This is a genomic window from Streptomyces sp. NPDC055962 (assembly GCF_042270185.1).
Lineage (GTDB): Bacteria > Actinomycetota > Actinomycetes > Streptomycetales > Streptomycetaceae > Streptomyces.
Genome location: NZ_JBHJYN010000012.1, coordinates 173,981 through 193,661, shown reverse-complemented (window position 1 = coordinate 193,661; position 19,681 = coordinate 173,981). Strand labels below are relative to the sequence as shown.

Here is a 19,681-nt window from a genome sequence, read left to right as displayed (position 1 = left end):
CTCACCGGGCGCCCCCTCACTTGTCAGCCGACCCTCATCAGGCACGGTTCCGGCCACGAAGAAGTGGAAGCCACACCCATGCGTATGAGCACACGCCGCCTGCTGCGCGGCATGGCCCTGATCTCCGCCCTCGCCCTGGGCGCCACCGCCTGCGGCGGTTCCGACGACGGCTCGGACCGGAAGCAGGTCGGGGCGGGGGACATCGACGCCGCCCTGAAGGAGGGAGGCACCCTCACCGTCTGGGCCTGGGAGCCGACCCTGAAGCAGGTCGCCGCGGACTTCGAGAAGGCGCATCCCGCCGTCCACGTTCAGCTCGTCAACGCGGGCACGGGCAACGACCAGTACAAGGCCCTCCAGAACGCCATCTCGGCGAAGAAGGGCGTCCCCGACGTCGCGCAGATCGAGTACTACGCGCTCGGGCAGTACGCCCTGACCAAGGGCCTGGACGACCTGGCCCCGTACGGAGCCGACAAGCTGGCCGACACGTACACCCCGGGCCCGTGGAACGCAGTGACGTCGGAGAAGAACGTGTACGCCCTGCCCATGGACTCCGGGCCCATGGCGCTGTTCTTCAACAAGAAGGTCTTCGACCGGTACGAGATCGCCGTCCCCACGACCTGGGACGAGTACCTCCAGGCCGCCAGGGACCTGCACAAGGCCGATCCCAAGGCCTACATCACCAACGACACCGGGGACGCCGGAGCCACCACCAGCCTCCTCTGGCAGGCAGGATCCCGCCCCTACACCGTCGACGGCACCGAAGTGAAGATCGATTTCTCCGACGCGGGCGCCGCGAAGTACACCGAGGTCTGGCAGAAGCTGCTCGACGAGAAGCTCGTCGCGCCGATCACCAGCTGGAGCGACGACTGGTACAAGGGGATGGGCGACGGCACGATCGCCACCCTGGCCATCGGGGCCTGGATGCCCGCCAACCTCGCCTCCGGAGTGAAGGAGGGATCCGGCCAGTGGCGGGTGGCGCCGCTGCCGCAGTGGAAGGCGGGGGAGAAGGCCAGCTCCGAGAACGGCGGCAGCTCCCTGGCCCTGCCTGCGCTCGGCGGGAACAAGGAACTCGCCTACGCCTTCACGGAGTACGCGAACGCGGGAGACGGCGTCCGGACCCGCATCAAGGCCGGCGCCTTCCCCGCCACCACCGCGGACCTGCGGTCCGAAGCCTTCCAGAACACCGCGTTCCCCTACTTCGGCGGCCAGAAGGCCAACCAGGTCTTCGCCGAGTCGGCCGCGAACGTCGCCCCGGGATGGTCGTACCTCCCCTACCAGGTCTACGCCAACTCCATCTTCAACGACACCGCCGGCCAGGCCTACGTGTCCGGGACCAAGCTGGCCGACGGCCTCAAGAACTGGCAGGACGCCTCCGCCGCGTACGGGACCGAGCAGGGTTTCACCGTCAAGAAGTAAGCACGCGTTCCGTCCCGCCCCGTGCGGTACGCCGGAAGGACCGACATGATCTCCACCCTTCTGTCCCAGGTGCAGCACGGGCCGGACGGCGACTCCGCCCCGCGCCTCGCCTTCGGCGCCGACTACAACCCCGAGCAGTGGCCCCGGGAGGTGTGGGAGGAGGACGTACGGCTGATGAAGGAGGCCGGGGTGAACATCGTCTCCCTCGCCATCTTCTCCTGGGCCCGCATCCAGCCCGCCCGCGACGCATGGGACTTCGCCTGGCTCGACGAGGTGATGGACCTCCTGTACGCGGGCGGGATCGGCGTCGACCTGGCCACCGCCACCGCGTCCCCGCCGCCCTGGCTGACCACCGCCCACCCGGAGATCCTCCCGGTGACCGCGTCCGGCGAGACGGTCTGGCCCGGAGCCCGGCAGCACTGGCGCCCCACGTCGCCGGTCTTCCGCGAGCACGCCCTGCGCCTGGTCCGCGCGATGGCCGAACGCTACGCGGACCACCCCGCGCTCGTCGCCTGGCACGTCTCCAACGAGCTGGGCTGCCACAACGTCTACGACTACTCCGAGGACGCCGCGCGTGCCTTCCGCACCTGGCTGCGCACCCGCTACACCACGCTCGACTCCCTCAACCACGCCTGGGGCACCGCGTTCTGGGCGCAGCGCTACAGCGCCTGGGAACAGATCCTTCCGCCCCGGCTCGCCGCCTCCCATCCCAACCCCACGCAGCAGCTGGACTTCAAGCGCTTCTCGTCCGACGCGCTGAAGGACCACCTGCGGCTGGAGCGCGACCTGCTGCGCACGATCACTCCCTCCGTCCCCGTCACGACGAACTTCATGGTCATGAGCGGAACCAAGGGGATGGACTACGCGGACTGGGCCGGCGAGGTCGACTTCGTCTCCAACGACCACTATGTCGTGCCCGGTCCGCAGTGCCGGGAGGAGCTGTCCTTCTCCGCCGGCCTGACCAGTGGGATCTCCGGCGGGCGTCCGTGGTTCCTCATGGAACACTCCACCAGCGCCGTCAACTGGCAGCCGGTCAACCTGGCCAAGCTGCCCGGCGACCTGGCCCGCGACTCGCTCCTGCACGTCGCGCACGGGGCGGACGCCGTGTGCTTCTTCCAGTGGCGCCAATCGGCCGCCGGGGCCGAGAAGTACCACTCGGCGATGCTGCCGCACGCCGGAGCGGACAGCGATCTCTTCCGCGCCGTGACCGCACTCGGACGGGACCTCCGGGCACTGGCGCCGGTCGCGGGCTCGGAGCGTGAACCGGCTCAGGTCGGCATCGTCTTCGACTGGGACTCGTGGTGGGCGAGCGAGCAGGACTCCCATCCCACAGCCCGCCTCGACTACCACCAGGAGGCGCTCGACTGGTACTCCGCCCTCCTCGACCTGGGTGTCCGGGCCGACGTCGTCCCGGCCGGCTCGGACCTGAGCCGCTACCGCCTCGTCATCGCCCCCGTGCTGCACGTCGTCCCCGCGACGCTGGCGAAGGAGCTGACGCGGTACACCGAGAACGGCGGCCACCTGGTCACCACCTACTTCTCCGGTGTCGTCGACGAGAACGACCACATCTGGCTCGGCGGCTACCCCGGAGTACTGCGGGACCTGCTCGGGATCCGCATCGAGGAGTTCGGACCGCTCCTCGACGGGGACACCGTCGAGGTGGACGGTGGCGCCACAGGCAGCATGTGGACCGACCGGATCACCGTGACCGCACCGGACGTGGAGGTGATGGCCCACTACCGCAGCGGTGTGTACTCCGGCCGCCCCGCCGTCACCCGGCGCGCCGTGGGCGCGGGCTCGGCGGCGTACGTCTCGACCCGCCTGGGCGCCGGTGGTCTCGGTGCACTGCTGCCTCGGCTGCTGGGCCCCGCCGGGGTGACCGGTGAGCTGCCGGCCGACGCCGCCGGCAGGGTCGAGCTGGCCGTGCGCCGCGACGCCGGTCACCGGTACCTGTTCCTGGTCAACCGCACCGACGGGACGGTGCCGGTGGCCGGCCTCGCCGGAGACCTCCTGATCGGCACGGCCGACGCGGGTGCCGTCGTCCTCCCGCCGAGAGGGGTCGCCGTCCTGCGGCAGCCCGCCGCCTGACGTCCTCCGACCGTTCGGACGCCTGCGCCCTCGTGACCTGCCGGTCCGAGGGGGCCGGCAGGGGAGCTGGGGACCGAGGAACAGCGGAACGAAAGCCGGCGCTGAGCCTGCCTGGTGTCGATGGGTGCTGCGACACGTGGTTCTGTGAGGAACGAGCCTTCGACAGCCGTCGTGATCGACTGTTCGTAGGTCCGGGGTGCCGGTCGTGTCCTCCACGACCATGACGGCGGCAAGCGCCCCGAGTTGATCGTCACCGACACCGCGAGCTACAGCGACGTCTTCGCACTCTCCATCCGGCCGGGAAGAGTTGCACCGGGCCTCTTCCGGATCCTGGCCCGGTGCTCCCCGTCACCGGGCGGTCGCTGCCGGCAGCGGGCGCCGGGGCGGGGCGGCCGGTATCCGGCGCGGGCGTGAACGTGCCCGGTCACACCGCGAGGGTGCGACCGGGCAGTGCGGTCCGCCGTGGGTCAGTGGTAGGCGTGGACAACGGCGTGACCCTTGCCGCGGCCGATCATCCACTTGTTCACCGGGGTCGTCAGCAGGAAGGCGATCACGAAGCCGCCCAGCAAGGACGTCCAGAACAAGGTCTCGTCCAGGTGGGCATCCATCGCGCCGGGAACCAGGGCGATGATCCCGTTGTCGACGAGTTCCATCACGATGATGGAGACGGTGTCGGCGGCCAGCGCCACCTTGATCGCGGTCTTGAAGTCCAGGCCTGCCTTGCGGATCGCGAAAAGGGTCAGCGAGTACCCGAACACGAAGGCCAACGCGATCGCCAGGACCATGGTCGCGGCGTTGCCCCACATCAGGGCCGTGCCGATCGCCATGCCGAGGATCTCACCGATGGCGCATCCGGTCAGGCAGTGCAGCGTCGCCTTGGCCGCGGCCCCCCACGTCACCGGGCCCGTGTGGTGTCTGGCGTGCCCTACGTGGTCCTGGTGCGCTGCTTGGTGTGCGCTGTGGTCCATGACCGTCATCTCCCTGTCGTCCGGCGTGGCCCGTCCTGCTCCGGCTCACCCCGGAACCATATACCCCCATGGGGTATTCCGGCAGGGAGTGGATCGGAACGCAGCAGGGGCCGTGCGCACCGGTCGGTGTGCACGGCCCCTGTTGGTGCCGGGTGGGTCAGCTCTTGCCGAGCAGGCTGTTCATCCGGGAGATCTCGGCGGTCTGGGAGGTGATGATGGCGTCCGCCATCTTCGTGGCGTCGAGGAAGGAGCCCTCGGCCTTCTCCGTCTTCGCCATCTCCACCGCGCCCTGGTGGTGCTTGATCATCATCTCCATGAAGGCGGTGTCGAACGCCTTGCCGGACGCATTCTTCAAGCTGTCCATGTTCTCGGCCGTCATCATGCCGCCCATGTCGTGCATGGAGTGGTCCCCGGCGCCCTCGGCGGGAACCTCCTCGCCCCAGGAGGCCAGCCAGCCCGACAGGGTCTTGATCTCCGGGTCCTGCGCCTTTTTGATCTCGCCCGCGAGCTTCTCGACCTCGGTGGACTGGACCCGTCCGGGTGCGAGGTCGGCCATTTCCACGGCCTGGCGGTGGTGGGGGATCATCCCCTTGGCGAATGCGACGTCGGCGCCGTTGTGCTCGCCCTGGGACGCCGTGGCGGACGCGGGAGCCGAGAACGACGGGCCGTGCCCGTCATGCCCGGCCGAGGCGTCGTCATCCGATCCGCACGCGGCGAGCACGAGGGAGGCGGTACCCGCAGTGGCGACGAGGGCCACGCGGCGGATGAGGTTCTTGTCCATGGTGGTGCAACTCCTTGATGCGCAGCCCTGATACGGGGTGCGCCGAGGCGGAAAGAAGACACGGCCGGAGCGCGGCTCCACTCCCGCCCGGGCCGTGCCGGGGCAAGGAGGTGCCGTGCGGGCCGTCCTAGATCCGCAGGAGTTGCAGCTCGGCCAGGTCGGGCGGAGCGCGTCCCCCGAGTGCCCCGGACGCATCGGGGGCCGGCACCTGCGCCACAAGAGGGATGCCGGGGGCGGAGGTCGGCGGGGGCGGGGCGTAAGGGGCGCCGACACCGGCCGCCGCGCACGTCGCGTCCGCGTGATGCGCGTGCCCCGGTCCGCCGGCGGCGTGGGAGCAGTCCCCGGCCGTCTGCCCGGCCTTCTCGTGGCCCATCATCACGGCATGGGTGCTGCCCGGCGCCGCCGTCTTCGCGGGCGCCGGGCCAGGGGCCGGCCCGTGCATCGCCAGCATCCCGGCCAGCACCGCGAGCACCAGCAGCACGAGCCCGCGCCCGGCAGGGCGGCGGCTCGGCGGCTGGACGGCACAGGGCATGCGGCCATCGTATGATCCGGCTCCGGCTCCGGCTGCGGTCCGCCCGGCCAGGCAGCTCGGCGCCGCGTGTCGCCGGGCACCGGCAGGCCGGTCAGCTCGGAGATCGCCTCGGAGGCGGCGTGAAGTTGTGGCGGACGCCGACGGAGGCTTGGTGCCGGTTTTCGATCCGCTGTTCCCCAATCTCCGAGCCCTGTCCGCCGCCTGTCGTCTCAGAACCCTTCCGCATGGCGAGACGGCCGGGCATGCGGAGTGATCCGGTCCGTATATTCGTACGCATGTCTGCATCGGTCCCGCCTCTGTGCTTCGCGCTGTTCGCGCACTCGGCGTGGTGCGTCGACGACGGGCTCTGTCGCGGCTGAAGTCCGTGTCGGCCCGCGTCCCGCGCCGCCGACCGCCCACGCCGCCGTCCGCCGAGCATCCCCCGGAGACCTTCCGTGACCACCGCGCCACCCGCCGGGCCGGCCGCGCCGCCCCGCGCACTGCCCGCCCTCTTCGTTCCTTCCCCCACCTCGGTGCCGCAGCCCGAGGCGCCCGCCCTGCCCCCGGTGCGCAGGACGCCCCTCGCCGTGTCCGGACTGCTCGCCGCGGCCCTGACCGCCTACGTGTGGTCCGCGCACGGCGCCAAGCCGGGTGTGCTCCTCCTGCTGGGGCTCGGCCTGGGCGTCGCCCTGTTCCACTCGCGGTTCGGCTTCACCTCCGCGTGGCGGCAGCTCATCGCCGTCGGCAACGGCACCGGGCTGCGGGCGCACGCACTGCTGCTCGGCACCACCGCCACGCTCTTCGCCCTGGCCATCGGTACGAGCACGGGGCTGTTCGGCTCGCAGCCCGCGCCGTCCGCCGGGACCCTCGGGGTCGGCCTCGTCGTCGGCTCGCTGCTCTTCGCCGTCGGCATGCAGCTCGGTGGCGCCTGTGCCTCCGGCACCCTCTTCGCCGTCGGCTCGGGTCAGACGTCCGTGCTCCTGACCCTCTGCGGCTTCATCGCGGGCGCCACGCTCGCGGCCTGGCAGTTCGACCTGTGGAAGGACCTTCCCGCCTGGGAGCCGGTCGTCCTCTCCGAGCACATCGGCTGGTTCGGCTCCTGGGCCGTGACGATCGCCGCGCTGCTGCTCGTGGTCGTGGTCACGCGGCGCGTCCAGGCCCGCCGCAACCCCCCGCCCCTCGGCGCCGTTCCGTCGGCACGCACGGCGGCGGTGCGGGCTCTGCGCGGCTCGTGGCCGCTGGCCGCGGGCGCCCTGGTGCTGGCCGTGCTCGGCGCGGGCGTGCTGATGGTGTCCGGCGGTGCCTGGGGCGTCACCAGCGCGTTCAGCCTGTGGGGTTCCGAACTGGTGGGCGCGCTCGGCGGCCACCCGGAGAGCTGGACGTGGTGGCGGCAGCCGGGCAACGCGGAGATGCTCGCCGGGCCGGTCCTCGCCGACAAGACCAGCCTCACCGACATCGGTATCATGCTCGGTGCGGCCGTGGCGGCGGCAGTCGGCGGCACCTGGGCCCTGCACCGCGGGATTCCGTGGCGCACGGCCGTCGCGTCGGTGCTCGGCGGTGTGCTGATGGGCATCGGTGCCCGGCTGGCCGGAGGCTGCAACATCGGCGCCTACCTGGCGGGTGTCGCCTCGGGCAGCCTGAGCGGCTGGGTGTGGGGCGCCGTCGCCCTCGGTGGCACCTGGATCGGGCTCAGGCTGCGGCCGCTGTTCGGCCTGGGCAATCCGAAGCCGGGCGACGGGGTCTGCTGACCCCTCCCGGTTCGCGCACGGCGCGGCGGTCACCCGCCCGGCGTTCCGCACCATCTCATCCGGCGCATCGACGCCCCAGATCCTCCTGGTCCTCCACATTTTCCGACGCCTTCACGGCAGGCCCGCCCGGCCCGCCGTGAAGGCGTGTCCGTGTCGGAGGAAGCATCGGAGGTGTGCGGCAGCGGTGTTGTCGTCCCCTGTGCGATCCGGGCGCGCGGTGGTTCCGGCGTTCCGGACGCCGAGCACGCGCGTGCGCGTGCCCGGCGGGTCCTGGATCCGTTCTCGGCCGAGGGGCGTCAGCTCGCCGGCGGGGTGCTGTCCCGTGTGCGTACCCACAGTGCGAGCCCGAGACAGCTGAACGTGGCACCCAGGGCGCACACGGCGCCCCAGCCGGCCACCGCATGGAGAGCGGTCGAGGCGATGGCACCGGTGGCGCTGCCGATCGAATAGAAGACCATGTACCCGCCGATCATCCGGCTGCCTGCGTCCGGGTGCAGTGCGTGGATCAGGGTCTGGTTGGTGACGTGCACCGCCTGTACGGCGAGGTCGAGAAGGACGATGCCGGCGACCAGGGCCCAGAGAGAGCTGCGCGTGAAGGCCAAGGGCAACCACGAGGCGGCGAGCAGGGCGAGGGCGACGCCGGTGGTCCGCCGCGACAGACCGCGGTCGTTCAGGCGGCCCGCCGCGCTCGCGGCCAGAGCGCCGGCGACACCGATCAGCCCGAACGCCCCGATCGCGCTGTGGGACATGAAGTACGGGGCCCCGCTGAGCGGTAGCGCCACGCTGCTCCACAGCGTGCTGAAGGCGGCGAAGACCAGCAGGCCGAACAGGGCCCGGAGCCGCAGCAGCCGCTCCCGCGCGAACAGGGTGAACGTGGATCGCAGGAGCTGCCCGTAACGCAGGGTCGTCGGCGGTCCGTCGGTGCGGCGCGGCAGCACCCGGTGCAGGACCAGGGCGAGCAGGGCGGTGAGTGAAGCCGAGGCGAGGTAGACGGAGCGCCAGCCCGCGAGATCGGCCATGAAGCCGGACGCGGTGCGGGCCAGCAGGATGCCGACCACCACGCCGCTGGTGACCAGACCGACGACCCGTCCGCGCTCCGTGGGCGGAGCCATCGACGCGGCGAAGGCCACCAGGGTCTGTGTCACGACGGCGAGAAGCCCCATCGCGGCCATGGCCGCGAGAAGGAGCGCCGGCGTCCGTGCGGTGGCCACCACGGCCAGTGCCGCCACCAGGAGCAGCAACTGGCCCACGACGAGCCGTCTGCGGTCGGTCACATCGCCCAGCGGCACGAGCAGGAGGAGCCCCAGACCGTAGCCGACCTGCGTGAGCGTGACGACACCGCCGACGAGAGCCGGGCTCATGCCGAGGTCGTGGCCCATGGTCACCAGGAGTGGCTGGGCGAAGTAGACGTTGGCCACAGCGGTCCCGCAGGCGACGGCGAACAGCAGGACCACACCACGCGGCAGGGGTGAGGCGGCGTCCTCCCCGCCCCCGGTCCCGGTCCGCCGCGCCGCAGTCCCACGGTTGTCCGGCATCAGCACCTCCCCCTCCATCTGGTTTCATCTTGCTACCAGCTGTGACGGTAGCGCCATTTGGTAGCATGTTGCAACCGTTGTGAGAGTGAGGGCCGCCATGGTGAGCAGGACGCGCTTCGACGACAGTGACTGTCCCGTCGCCCGGTCGGTGGACGCGATCGGGGACTGGTGGTCCCTGCTGATCGTGCGGGACGCATTCGACGGAAGCCGCCGCTTCGGGGAGTTCCAGCGCAGCCTCGGGGTGGCGAAGAACATCCTGACGACGCGTCTGCGCGCGCTCGTCGCCGGAGACGTCCTCGAGTCCGTCCCCGCCTCCGACGGCAGTGCCTACCGCGAGTACGTGCTGACTCCCAAGGGCGAAGCCCTCTTCCCCGTCATCGTCGCGCTCCGGCAATGGGGCGAGCAGAACTTCTTCGCACCGGGCGAGCCGCATTCGGAGCTGGTCGACCGCAGGGAGGGGAACCCCCTCCGTGCGCTGGAGGTGCTGTCCGGGGACGGGCGGCAGCTGGGGCCCGGCGACACCACCGTCCGGAAGGCCGCTCCCCGGTGAGCAGGCCGCCGTCACCCGCCGTCCCCAGCCCGACGCGGCCCACCTGAGCCGGGAGGCGCGCAGGCTGGCCTGCCTCCCCCAGGAGGGGCGCCGGCCCCGATCCGGGTGCGGCCGGGCGGTGCCTGAGCAGCGCGCGGACGTACCGGCGTCCGCCGAGGACCGCGGCGCACAGCGTGATGGGGCTCAGCGGCCCCCGCGTGTCCCCACCGCCGAGGTGATCGCGCATCCGGACCGCGCTTCGTCCCCGCACGCCCACCTCCGGTGCTTGCATACTGCCATCGGCGAGTCCAGGCTTGCCCACGTCAGCGATCGCACTTCGCCATCACCGCCATCACATGGCTTCGAGAGCAGGAGTCCGTGCCATGTCCCGCGTCAGAGTCCACAACTTCTCCGTCTCCGTCGACGGATTCGCCACGGGTGAAGGGCAGAGTCCCGACGCCCCGTTCGGCCATGCCGGCACACGGCTCCACGAGTGGTTCTTCCCGACCAGGACCTTTCAGCGGATGCTGGGCAAGCCCGAGGGGAGCACCGGGGTCGATGACGCCCTCGCAGGCACCTGGAATGCCGGCGTAGGAGCGGAGATCATGGGCCGCAACAAGTTCGGCGCCCAGCGCGGACCGTGGGAGAACCACGACTGGACCGGCTGGTGGGGGCCCAATCCGCCCTTCCACACACCGGTGTTCGTCCTGACACACCACCCCCGCCCCTCGGTCGAGATGGAGGGCGGCACCACCTTCCACTTCATCGACGCCACGCCCCAGGAGGCACTCCGTCAGGCGCGCGAGGCAGCGGGCGGCCTCGACGTCAGGATCGGCGGCGGGCCGACCACCGTACGCGAGTTCCTCGTCGAAGACCTCGTCGACCATCTGCACGTCGCCGTCGTCCCGATCGTTCTGGGCCGTGGCGAGCGCCTGTGGGACGGGCTCGAAGGACTCGAGGAGCGCTTCCGGACCGAGTCCGTGACCACCTCCGGCGGCGTCACGCACATGACCTTCACCCGGCCCTAGCAACCGCCTGCGCGGGCGGCCACCGGCACCGTTCGGCAACTCCCGCCGCTTCCACATCTGCCCGGGCGGGCACGCCGCGTCGCGTGCCCGCTCAGCCCGGTCCCTGTCAGGTCCGGCAGGTGATCCACGCGGACGGGAGACCCTAGGACACCGAGGCAGCCGGTGGCGTCCAGCGCCGGCTGCGGGGGACCGAGCCGGAAACGTCGTAGTCCTTCTTGAGCTGCTCGGGGATGGCGTAGTGCATGACGCGTCCCCGGGTCAGGGAGGACAGCTCGAAGGAGGTCGTCAGCCGGCCGAGGTGGTCCAGGACCCAGGAGGCGAGCGGTGAGCGGTCCTCGATGCTCTCCAGGACGCCCAGCAGGTGGGGCACGGTCCTCACGAGGGTGTCCCACGAGGAGCGGGGCACCTGGAGCCAGTCCGCGCAGGTGTCGCCGACCAGGTGGCGGATGAGCGCCGAGACGACCGGGTCGAAGACGGTCCCCGGGACGACCTCCTCGTACAGGTCGATGAGCTGCCGCGTCAGATGCGCTCCCTCCGGGGAGGGACCCATGTGCCGGACCATGTAGAGGTCGAGGAAGCTACGGGCGTCGTCGAGCGTCCTGGGCACGGCGTCCTGGTCGACTCCGAGCATCGCGCCGACCACGCGCCAGGCGTAGTAGTACGACTCCGCGCCGTCCGTCGACATGTGGATGCCGAGGCGGTGCAGACTGTCGAGGACCAGCAGGGAGAAGAACATCTGCCCGGCGATCATGTCCTCCTGGCAGATCGGCGTACCGAGCGCCTCGGTGTCCCAGCGGTCCTCCCGCCTCAGATGGTGACGGATGGAGGCGTGCAGGAGCCGGACCTTCTGGGCCGCCGGGACGAAGGGGCTGCCCGCCTCGAACGCCCCCGGCTGCATCAGATGGACGGTGAACTGCCCCGTCTCCGCCATCCGTTTGGAGGGGTAGTCGAGCCCGTGGGTGGCCGACAGCAGCTTCGCCACGTGGGGCACGACGTAGCAGGCCGGCATGGAGGCGAAGGACAGCGCGGTGGAGATGTGCACGTTGTTGTCGGCGAAGAACAGCCGGGCCTTCTCCATCTCGCCCCAGTCGACCCAGGCCGGCGGTGCGCCGGTGGCGTCGAGGTACTCGCGGGCCACGTCGGGCAGCCCGTCGGGGAGGGGGGAGCCCGCAGTGGAGACGTAACGCATCAGGGAGTTGAACTTCCCCACCTCCCCGCGTTCGAAGAGCGTGGCGACGGTGGCGTCGGCGAGGTCGTCCCCGGCCAGGCGCAGTGAGTTCAACGACGATTCGGTGTAGCTCAAGACAAGGCTCCTTGTTCTGGGGTGAGGTGCGTCGCTGCGCGTACGGCGTTCTGCCGACGCACGGTCAGGACATGCGGACGGTCACCGACCGTGCCAGCGCGGTCAGGGCCGAGGTGGCCGGGGCAGGTGCACCGAGCCCGGCCAGGGCGCCGAGAGCCTCCTCCACCCGCGCGCTGATCATCTCCTCGACGCGGTCGGGTGCCCCGAGCCGGCACATCAGCTCACGCACCGCCCGCAGATCATCCGCGTCCGGATCCCGGCGGCCCAGGAGCGCACGCAACTGCCGCCGCTCGGACTCGCCGGCGACGCGCCAGGTCTCCGCCAGCAGGGCCGTGGGCCGGTGCCCCTTCAGGTCGTCCGTGTTGGCCTTCCCCGTCCGCTCGGGTTTCCCGAACAGGCCGAGCAGGTCGTCCCTGAGCTGGAACGCCTCACCCAGCGGGAGCCCGTACGCCGAGAAGCCCTCGCGTATCCGCTCGCCGGCCCCGGCCAGGGCGCCTCCGATCAGCAAGGGCTGCTCGACCGTGTACTTGGCCGTCTTGTACCGGATCACCTTGAGGGAGTCGGCGGTGTCCGGAGGCGATCCGGTGCGCAGGATCTCCAGGCACTCACCGGCGATCAGGTCCCGGGCCAGATCCGACCACAGGGGGCGTGCCCGGGCGAGATACGCGGCCGGCAGGCCGCTCGTGGCGAACAGCTGCCCGGCCAGCCCCATCAGCAGGTCTCCCACCAGCATCGCCAGCGACTTGCCGGCGGCGACGGAACGCGGCCGGCGGCGTACCGCACCACGCAGGGCGATCTGGGCGGTGGGCCGGCCGTGCCGCAGCGGGCTGTCGTCGATCAGGTCGTCGTGCACGACGGCGGCGGCGTGCACCAGCTCCATCGAGGCAGCCGCGCGCACCAGCGCATCGCCGTCCGGCTGGCCCACGGCCCGCCAGCCCCAGTAGCAGAACGCCGCCCGCAGCCGCTTCCCGTCCGCGACCGAGGCCTCCAGCTGATCCGCGACGGGCCGCAGGGACGGGTCCACGTCCGCGAACCGCTCCGCCTCCTGGGCGACGAAACGACGGAGTACGTCGTCGACACGGGCCTTGAAGACGGCCGGCTCCCACCGGTCAGGCGCCATCGGCGTCCTTCCTGGCCAGTGCTTCCCGCGCGAGGATCTCCAGATGGGCCGGAGGCACATCGGCATACCGGTCCAGGGCCAGGCGGCCCCGGGCCTTCAGATCGTGCTGGGCCTCCGCCGCCAACTCCGCGCCGTCCGAACGGCGCAGCAGCCCCCGTACCGTCCCCAGAACCGATCCCACGGTGCTGGCCGCCAGATCGGCCAGTCCTGCCGCCAGCAGCACCACCTGTCCCTCCGGGCCCGCACTCCGCCCCGCATCCTTCGTCATCGCACCGTCTCCCCTCCAGCACCGCACATCCGGACAGCGCCGGTCACGGCGCCGCTCTCCTCAGGATCCAGGCGCGCGGAGGGCCGGGCGGTGGAAGTCACGATCGGGGGAGGGCGTCGCCCGGCCGTGCGGATCACGCAGGTCACGTCCGCCTGCAGCTCAAACGTCGGCCATCGGCCATCCGTTGGCGACAGGCGTCCGCACGGGGAGATGCGGCAGCCGGGCAGGAGCGGGCCGGGGCCACGCGGCCGGGCGGGAGGCCGCCCGTCGTGCGGCGCGCGTGGACGCAGCGTACGGCCGGCGGTCGTATCCGCAGGCCGTGACCGGAACGGAAGGCGCCCGTCCGCCGGCCGTGGGGGAAGGCGCCCGAGACCTGCCGGCCGCTCCTGCCCCCGATCTTCCCCGGCGGGGTGATGACACACCCATCATGACAGGTCAGAGGGCATTTTCGTAGGACGAACAGCACGCCCTCCAGGCCTTGTTGGGGCTCTGCCCGACCTCCCAGAATCACCCTCATGAATCACAGGGAGAGCGTCGATCACGATGCGGTACTGCGGGCACGGACTCTTCTGCTCGGATCCGGCACCATCAACATCCACGAGGCCGTCGACGCCTACCGCCTGCTCGCCGAGGTGAGCCCGGCGGTGTATCTTCCGCGCCTGGCCCAGGCGCTCCTGGAGTACGGGACGGCGGACCCCCGGGACCCCGGGACCCGTCTGACCGTCGTGACCGAGGCCGCCGCCGCGGCTCGGCGGATGGAGGCCGTCGAGCCGCGGCGTGCGGCGCTGCTTCGGAAGGCACTGGAGGCGTGCGCGCAGGAACTGACCGTCCTGGGGCGGACGGAGGAAGCCCGTTCGGTGAACCAGGAGTTGGCCCGGACAACCGACGGGGAGGAGAGGACCCGGTGAACGGCGGCCGCTGACGGCGGGGACGCGACCGGGGCGGGGGACGTCGAGCCGTCCGCCCCGGCCACGGCCCTCGGGGAGGGGCACCGTCCCGCGCCCCTGGGGCACCGTCGTGGCGCGGCGCTCCCTTACGATCCTCACCGTGTGCGCAAACGTCATAGTCGCCGAAGACGACGAGAAACAGGCCGAGCTGGTCCGCCGTTACCTCGAACGTGAGGGCCATACGGTCACCGTGGTGGCGGACGGCCTCGCCGCCCTCGAGAAGGCCCGGCAGGGGGCACCCGACCTCCTCGTCCTCGACGTGATGATGCCGAGGGCCGACGGACTCGACGTGGTGCGTGTCCTGCGCGCCGAGGAGCGCGAGGTGGCGGTGCTCATGCTCACCGCGCGGTCCACGGAGGACGACCTGCTGCTCGGTCTCGACCTCGGCGCGGACGACTACATGACCAAGCCGTACAGCCCCCGCGAGCTCATGGCGCGCGTGCGGACGCTCCTGCGGCGCACCCGGCGTGGCGCGGGGCGCGACGACGGCCATGTGCTGCGGGTGGGGACCCTCGCCGTCGATCCCGTACGGCACGAGGTGGCGGTCGACGGTGTCGGGGTCGAGTGCACCCCCGGAGAGTTCCGCCTCCTCTCGACGATGGCCGCCGAACCCGAGAGGGTCTTCACCCGTGAGCAGCTCCTGGCCGAACTGCACGGCTTCGACCGCTACATCAGCAGCCGCACGGTCGATGTGCACATCATGAACCTCCGTAAGAAGATCGAGCGTGCGCCCCGGCGTCCGGTCCGGTTGCTCACGGTCTTCGGTGTCGGCTACAAGCTCATGGACCCCGTGAAGGGCGCGTCGCGTGCTTCGGCGCGCTGAGCGGGGAGGACAGCGCCTGCGGCTGCCCTTGCGCAAGAGTCTGCTCGGCAGGCTGCTGGCGGTGTCGGCGCTCGTCGCGGCCTGCTCGGTCGCCGCGACGGCGTGGCTGGCCGTGCAGACCACGTCCGGCGCGATCGAGCAGGAGCAGGGCCGCAACCTCGCCGCCGACACCCGCGTCCTCGACGGCCTGCTCGCCTACGCGGCCGGGCACCCCACCTGGGACGGCGTGGGGTCCACCGTCGACGAGCTGGCAGAGGCGTCCGACCGGCGGATCACGCTGACGACGCAGAGCCGGGAGATCCTCGCGGATTCCGCCGGCTCGTCCCCGCCCCCACCGGCCCTGCCACCACAGGCTTCGGCGGTCGTGGACCCGCTGTCGGTCGCCGCCGTCTCCTCCGGGACGGAGCCGGGTGCGGGGTCCGTGACCGTCGCGGCACCCGGCACGGACGGGGCGCAGCGCTCCGGGAACGATCGCGTGGATCCGCGTGCCGTCGGCCCGTTCAGGCTTCCCGAGGCCGAGCGGGAGTCGTTGCGGCGCACCGCCGAGGAGACGGTGCGGTGCCTCAGCGGCTCCGGGATAGCGTCGGACGTCGTCGAGAGCCCGAGCGGGCGGCCCCGTATCCAGGTCGTGGGCAACGATCCGGACCGCATGCAGAACAGCCGGTGCTCCACGGACGGTCTGGACAGCCCCACCAGCACCGAGGCGAAGGCGCTCACCGCCCTCAACGCGCTGGTCAACGCCTGCCTCGACCGGCAGGGCCGGGAAGCCGTCCGGCTCGATCTCGACCTCTCCTGGAGCACGGGGGAGGAGCCGCAGGCCGCGTCGGCCGCGCCCCGCCCCGTGCCCGCCGTCACCGTGCCGGAGGAGGCCCGCCCGACCGAGCTCCCCACCCCGGCACCCCTGGACAGCGAGAACGACCGCGACATCGCCTCGTGCGTCGGCATCGCCCGCCAGGAACAGCTCAGTTCGTACGTGGCCTCGCCCGCGCTGCTGTTCATCAGCGACCCGGGCGGGGGAGCGGTGCCCGCCTTCGAACTGTCCTCCGGCAACACCGCGAAGATCACCGGGGTCGCGGCGCTCGTCCTCGCGCTCACCGTGGGGGCCTCGGTCCTGGCCGGGGTCCGGCTCGTGCGTCCGCTGCACGCGCTCACGGGAGCGGCCCAGCGCATGCGGGACGGGGAGGAGCCCTCCCACGTGGTGGTCGCGGCGGACAACGAGATCGGCCGGCTCGCCGCAGCCTTCAACGACATGACGGAGCACCGGGCACGGCTGGAGGACCAGCGCAAGGCGATGGTCAGCGACGTGGCGCACGAACTGCGCACACCGCTGAGCAACATCCGTGGATGGCTGGAGGGTGCCCAGGACGGCATCGCCGAGGTGGACGCCGCTCTCGTCTCCTCGCTCCTGGAGGAGGCGGTGCAGTTGCAGCACATCATCGACGACCTCCAGGACCTGGCGGCGGCGGACGCCGGTGTCCTCCGGATCCACCCCGAACCGCTGCGCATCGAGGAGTTGCTCGCCTACGTCGTCGCGGCCCACCAGGCGGTGGCCGATGCCGCAGGGGTCGGTCTCACCGTTGACGTGCCCGAGGGAGACGAGCCCGCCCCCGGCCTGGCCGCGGACCCGGTGCGGCTGCGGCAGGCGATCGGCAACCTGGTGTCCAACGCCGTACGCCACACCCCGCCCGGCGGGCGGGTGACCCTGCGTGCCTACGCCACGGGGCCCGGGGGAGACGACGACGAGACGGTGGTCGAGGTCGCCGACACCGGTTGCGGCATAGCTCCGGAGGACCTGCCCCACGTCTTCGACCGCTTCTGGCGCGCGGAGAAGTCACGCAGCCGCCGCACCGGTGGGAGCGGTCTGGGGCTGGCGATCGTCCGCAAGCTCGTCGAGGCGCACGGCGGCACGACGGGGGTGGCCAGCACGGTGGGCCACGGCTCGGTGTTCACCCTGAGACTGCCGTCGGCCGGCCCTGATCCGATGGAAACAGCGGGCTGACAGTTTCCTCACAACTTCACTCCAGTCTCAGAGCATGCCCGGCGCCCGACGCGCATCCCTTGCGCGGGCACCACAAGAGCCGAGCTGGAATCGGAGTCACTCATGTCCCATCGCCCGACCCTGCGTACCGCGGTCCTCGCCGCCGCCGCCATCGGCGCGGTCCTGCTCCCGTCCGCCGCGGCCGTCGCCGACGGCACGCCGGCCGCGACGGCGCCTGCCGAGAAGGCCGAGAGCCCCACCCCCGCGCCCGAGGGCACCGAGGCCCCGTCCGCGGTGCCGGCCCCAGCACCCGAGGGAGCCGAACGGTCCGCCACCGCGGCGCCGGTCCCCGCCGAGTCCGTACCGCCGGGCACGGTGCCGCGGGGCGGCGTGGCCGCCGGGGAGCTCCCCGCCGGAGACACCGGAAGCACTGCTGACACCGCCCTCTACGGCTCCGCGGCAGGCATCGCGCTGCTCGCGGGCGCCGGCGTCCTCGTCCTGCGCCGCCGGTCCGCCGCACAGCGCAACGGCTGACACGCACGACGGCGCCGCTCCCCGCAGCGGGGGCGGCGCCGTCGCTGTCCCCTTTCCCACCTGGCGACCCCCACCGGACCGGAGCCCCCATGCCCTGCACAACCAAGACGTCGCGACGGACAGCCGTATCAGTGGTGGCGGCCTGCCTGCTGCTGACCTCCGCCACCGGCTGCCGCGACGCCGGAACGCCTGAACCCTCCGCCGAGGTGGCCACGCACGCCGCCGGAGTACGGGACGAGCCCAAGGCACCGGCGCCGACGCGGCTGGAGGTCCCGTCGCTCGGGATAGACACCGCGCTGCTGCGGCTGGGGCTCAACGAGGACGGCACGGTCGAGGTCCCGCCCGCGGAGAAGGGCATGACGGCCGGCTGGTACGCGGGCGGGGCCGTCCCCGGCGAGCCCGGTGCCGCCGTGCTCATCGGCCACAACGACACCCGGTTCGGCAAGGCGGTCTTCCACGACCTGCACAGCATCACCGAGGGTGCGGACATCGCCGTGTCCGACGGGAGCGGCGAAGCCGCCCACTTCACGGTCACCGGCACGGAGAGCGTGAGCAAGAAGGCGTTCCCCACCCGCAAGGTCTACGGAGCCACCGACGCACGCGTGCTCCGCCTCATCACGTGCGACGGAGCCTTCGACGCCGACGGACACCCCGTGGACAACCTCATCGTCTACGCGAAGCTGCGCTGACGGGAGCCGGCCCGACCCGCCTGCGAGGACCATGGCCGGCGGGACCAGGGACGGTGCGACCAGGGGCGGCGGGACGGCCGGCGCTGCGTCACGGCCTGCGCCCGCGAGGGCCACCGCGTCGCCAGGGAGCAGGGAGCGGGGAGCCGGTCAGCGGATCACGGCCCACGCGTGCCCGTGCCGCCCCGTGGGGGCCTGTGGTCCGCGCGGGTGACGGCCACCAGGGCCAGGTCGTCGGTGAGGACCCCGCCGGTATGACGGTGGACCGCCTGGGCGAGGTTCTCCACGACGGCGGGCGGACCGTGCTGCCAGGACCGCCTCAGCTCCTCGTCCGGCGTGTAGAAGCGCCCGTCGGAGTCGCGGGCCTCCAGGAGCCCGTCCGTGCACAGCAGGAGCAGATGTCCGGGGCCGAAGGGGCGGGCCTCGTCGGTCCACGGGCCGGTGTCGAACTCACCCAGCCCCAGCGGCAGCCCCGGGTGTTCCGGCTCCCAGACGAGCAAGGCGCTCCCGTCCACGAGATAGGCCGGGCAGTGGCCCCGGTTGATGAGCCTGACCTCCGTGCCGTCGTCCGGGATCTGCGCGATGGCAGCCGTGATGAAGTGCTCGCTGCTCAGGGCGGCGCCGCCGTCCACCGCCGCGGTCTCCCGGGTGTGGCGGGCCACCGCCTCGTCGAGGTGACGGGCCAGTTCGGGCAGGGTCGGAGTGTGGTGAGCGGCCTCGTGGAAGCTGCCCACGAGTGCGGCGACGCTGGGAATGGCGTTCAGCCCCTTGCCGCGTACGTCACCGATGAGCAGGCGTACACCGTAAGGGGTGTGCTCCGCCGCGTAGAGGTCACCTCCGACGGCTGCCGCGGCGGAGGCGGCCTCGTAGCGCACCGCGATCCAGGTGTCCCCCCACCAGGCCCGCACGGGCGGGAGCACCGCGCGCTGGGCGCTCTCCGCCACCCGTTCGGCGCCCTGGAGCCTGCGCCGCAGGGAGAGACGCAGCCGGCACAGGGGCACGGAGACCCAGGCGAGGACCACCATGGCGATGTAGTCGACCACCGCGTGACTGCCTTCGGTGGACAGGTGGCTCGCGAACAGCAGGACCAGTCCGGCGAGACTGTTGAGGACGGCCACCCCGACCACGGCCCGCAGCGAGTACACACAGGCCGCCATCATCGAGCTGAGGATCAGGAAGACGTCACCGCTGAACTCACCCGGCCAGGGCAGGTCGACCGCCAGGGCGAGCAGCACCAGCGCCAGCGGTGCGAGCCGTGTCCACCGGGGCAGGAGGTCGCTCTCGTTCTGCGGCGCGTGCGACACCAGCCCCGTCGTGGTGCGGTTCGGGCTCACTGCATCGCCTCCGGGGTGCGGCGGGCGAGCCTCCGCCGGGAGGGCTCCACGTCCTCTACCGACCTTGGCGCCGGAAGGCCCGCC

At 72.0% G+C, this 19,681-nt stretch carries 18 protein-coding genes; 10 read left to right on the top strand and 8 right to left on the bottom strand.

What is annotated here, in order from left to right:
- The first annotated feature begins 78 nt into the window (after nt 1-78).
- Together ACFC51_RS28770 and ACFC51_RS28765 are read left to right on the top strand one after the other, a co-directional pair.
- On the top strand, nt 79-1,416 hold the full coding sequence (locus ACFC51_RS28770; protein ID WP_376373196.1) for an ABC transporter substrate-binding protein: 1,338 nt from the start codon (nt 79-81) through the stop codon (nt 1,414-1,416).
- A 45-nt stretch (nt 1,417-1,461) separates the two neighbouring features.
- Complete coding sequence (locus tag ACFC51_RS28765; RefSeq protein WP_376531620.1) at nt 1,462-3,504, top strand: beta-galactosidase; 2,043 nt, start codon at nt 1,462-1,464, stop codon at nt 3,502-3,504.
- Nucleotides 3,505-3,971: 467 nt separating this feature from the next.
- Here ACFC51_RS28765 and ACFC51_RS28760 read toward each other — a convergent pair whose 3' ends face one another.
- The 3 genes from ACFC51_RS28760 to ACFC51_RS28750 form a co-directional block, all read right to left on the bottom strand.
- Nucleotides 3,972-4,472 (bottom strand): DUF4396 domain-containing protein, encoded by a 501-nt coding sequence (locus ACFC51_RS28760; protein ID WP_376531618.1) that lies wholly within the window; start codon nt 4,470-4,472, stop codon nt 3,972-3,974.
- 157 nt (nt 4,473-4,629) lie between these two features.
- The gene (locus tag ACFC51_RS28755) at nt 4,630-5,253 is read right to left on the bottom strand and encodes a DUF305 domain-containing protein (RefSeq protein WP_376531616.1); all 624 of its coding nucleotides are present in this window, start codon (nt 5,251-5,253) and stop codon (nt 4,630-4,632) included.
- 127 nt (nt 5,254-5,380) lie between these two features.
- Nucleotides 5,381-5,785, bottom strand: a complete 405-nt coding sequence (locus ACFC51_RS28750; RefSeq protein ID WP_376531614.1) for a DUF6153 family protein — start codon at nt 5,783-5,785, stop codon at nt 5,381-5,383.
- A gap of 434 nt (nt 5,786-6,219) precedes the next feature.
- Between ACFC51_RS28750 and ACFC51_RS28745 the strand changes: the two genes are divergently transcribed.
- Nucleotides 6,220-7,512, top strand: coding sequence for a YeeE/YedE family protein (locus tag ACFC51_RS28745; protein ID WP_376373183.1), 1,293 nt, complete (start codon nt 6,220-6,222; stop codon nt 7,510-7,512).
- A 296-nt stretch (nt 7,513-7,808) separates the two neighbouring features.
- On the opposite strand, the gene ACFC51_RS28740 is transcribed toward ACFC51_RS28745, so the two are convergent.
- Complete coding sequence (locus ACFC51_RS28740) at nt 7,809-9,047, bottom strand: MFS transporter (protein ID WP_376373180.1); 1,239 nt, start codon at nt 9,045-9,047, stop codon at nt 7,809-7,811.
- A 97-nt stretch (nt 9,048-9,144) separates the two neighbouring features.
- Here ACFC51_RS28740 and ACFC51_RS28735 point away from each other — a divergent pair, with 97 nt between their 5' ends.
- Together ACFC51_RS28735 and ACFC51_RS28730 are read left to right on the top strand one after the other, a co-directional pair.
- Nucleotides 9,145-9,597 (top strand): winged helix-turn-helix transcriptional regulator, encoded by a 453-nt coding sequence (locus ACFC51_RS28735; RefSeq protein ID WP_376373178.1) that lies wholly within the window; start codon nt 9,145-9,147, stop codon nt 9,595-9,597.
- Between the two features lie 362 nt (nt 9,598-9,959).
- Nucleotides 9,960-10,604, top strand: coding sequence for a dihydrofolate reductase family protein (locus tag ACFC51_RS28730; protein WP_376373175.1), 645 nt, complete (start codon nt 9,960-9,962; stop codon nt 10,602-10,604).
- A 142-nt stretch (nt 10,605-10,746) separates the two neighbouring features.
- Here the strand turns inward: ACFC51_RS28730 and ACFC51_RS28725 are convergent, their stop codons facing one another.
- From ACFC51_RS28725 to ACFC51_RS28715, 3 genes are all read right to left on the bottom strand, one after another.
- The gene (locus tag ACFC51_RS28725; protein WP_376531612.1) at nt 10,747-11,907 is read right to left on the bottom strand and encodes an oxygenase MpaB family protein; all 1,161 of its coding nucleotides are present in this window, start codon (nt 11,905-11,907) and stop codon (nt 10,747-10,749) included.
- Between the two features lie 64 nt (nt 11,908-11,971).
- Nucleotides 11,972-13,027, bottom strand: coding sequence for a polyprenyl synthetase family protein (locus ACFC51_RS28720; RefSeq protein ID WP_376531610.1), 1,056 nt, complete (start codon nt 13,025-13,027; stop codon nt 11,972-11,974).
- Nucleotides 13,017-13,295 carry a polyprenyl synthetase gene (locus ACFC51_RS28715; protein WP_376373167.1) on the bottom strand — a complete coding sequence of 93 codons (279 nt, stop codon included), beginning with the start codon at nt 13,293-13,295 and terminating at the stop codon, nt 13,017-13,019. The genes ACFC51_RS28720 and ACFC51_RS28715 overlap by 11 nt, the downstream gene beginning before the upstream one ends.
- Nucleotides 13,296-13,810: 515 nt before the next feature.
- On the opposite strand from ACFC51_RS28715, the gene ACFC51_RS28710 reads away from it, so the two are divergent.
- From ACFC51_RS28710 to ACFC51_RS28690, 5 genes are all read left to right on the top strand, one after another.
- Complete coding sequence (locus ACFC51_RS28710) at nt 13,811-14,203, top strand: hypothetical protein (protein ID WP_376373164.1); 393 nt, start codon at nt 13,811-13,813, stop codon at nt 14,201-14,203.
- Nucleotides 14,204-14,342: 139 nt separating this feature from the next.
- On the top strand, nt 14,343-15,065 hold the full coding sequence (locus ACFC51_RS28705; protein WP_376531608.1) for a response regulator transcription factor: 723 nt from the start codon (nt 14,343-14,345) through the stop codon (nt 15,063-15,065).
- On the top strand, nt 15,049-17,064 hold the full coding sequence (locus tag ACFC51_RS28700) for a sensor histidine kinase (protein WP_376373159.1): 2,016 nt from the start codon (nt 15,049-15,051) through the stop codon (nt 17,062-17,064). Before ACFC51_RS28705 ends, ACFC51_RS28700 begins: the two co-directional genes overlap by 17 nt.
- Before the next feature lie 102 nt (nt 17,065-17,166).
- Complete coding sequence (locus ACFC51_RS28695; RefSeq protein ID WP_376373156.1) at nt 17,167-17,577, top strand: LPXTG cell wall anchor domain-containing protein; 411 nt, start codon at nt 17,167-17,169, stop codon at nt 17,575-17,577.
- 89 nt (nt 17,578-17,666) lie between these two features.
- The gene (locus tag ACFC51_RS28690) at nt 17,667-18,266 is read left to right on the top strand and encodes a class F sortase (RefSeq protein ID WP_376373154.1); all 600 of its coding nucleotides are present in this window, start codon (nt 17,667-17,669) and stop codon (nt 18,264-18,266) included.
- A gap of 155 nt (nt 18,267-18,421) precedes the next feature.
- Here ACFC51_RS28690 and ACFC51_RS28685 read toward each other — a convergent pair whose 3' ends face one another.
- Nucleotides 18,422-19,597 (bottom strand): PP2C family protein-serine/threonine phosphatase, encoded by a 1,176-nt coding sequence (locus ACFC51_RS28685; RefSeq protein ID WP_376373151.1) that lies wholly within the window; start codon nt 19,595-19,597, stop codon nt 18,422-18,424.
- Nucleotides 19,598-19,681 lie beyond the last annotated feature (84 nt).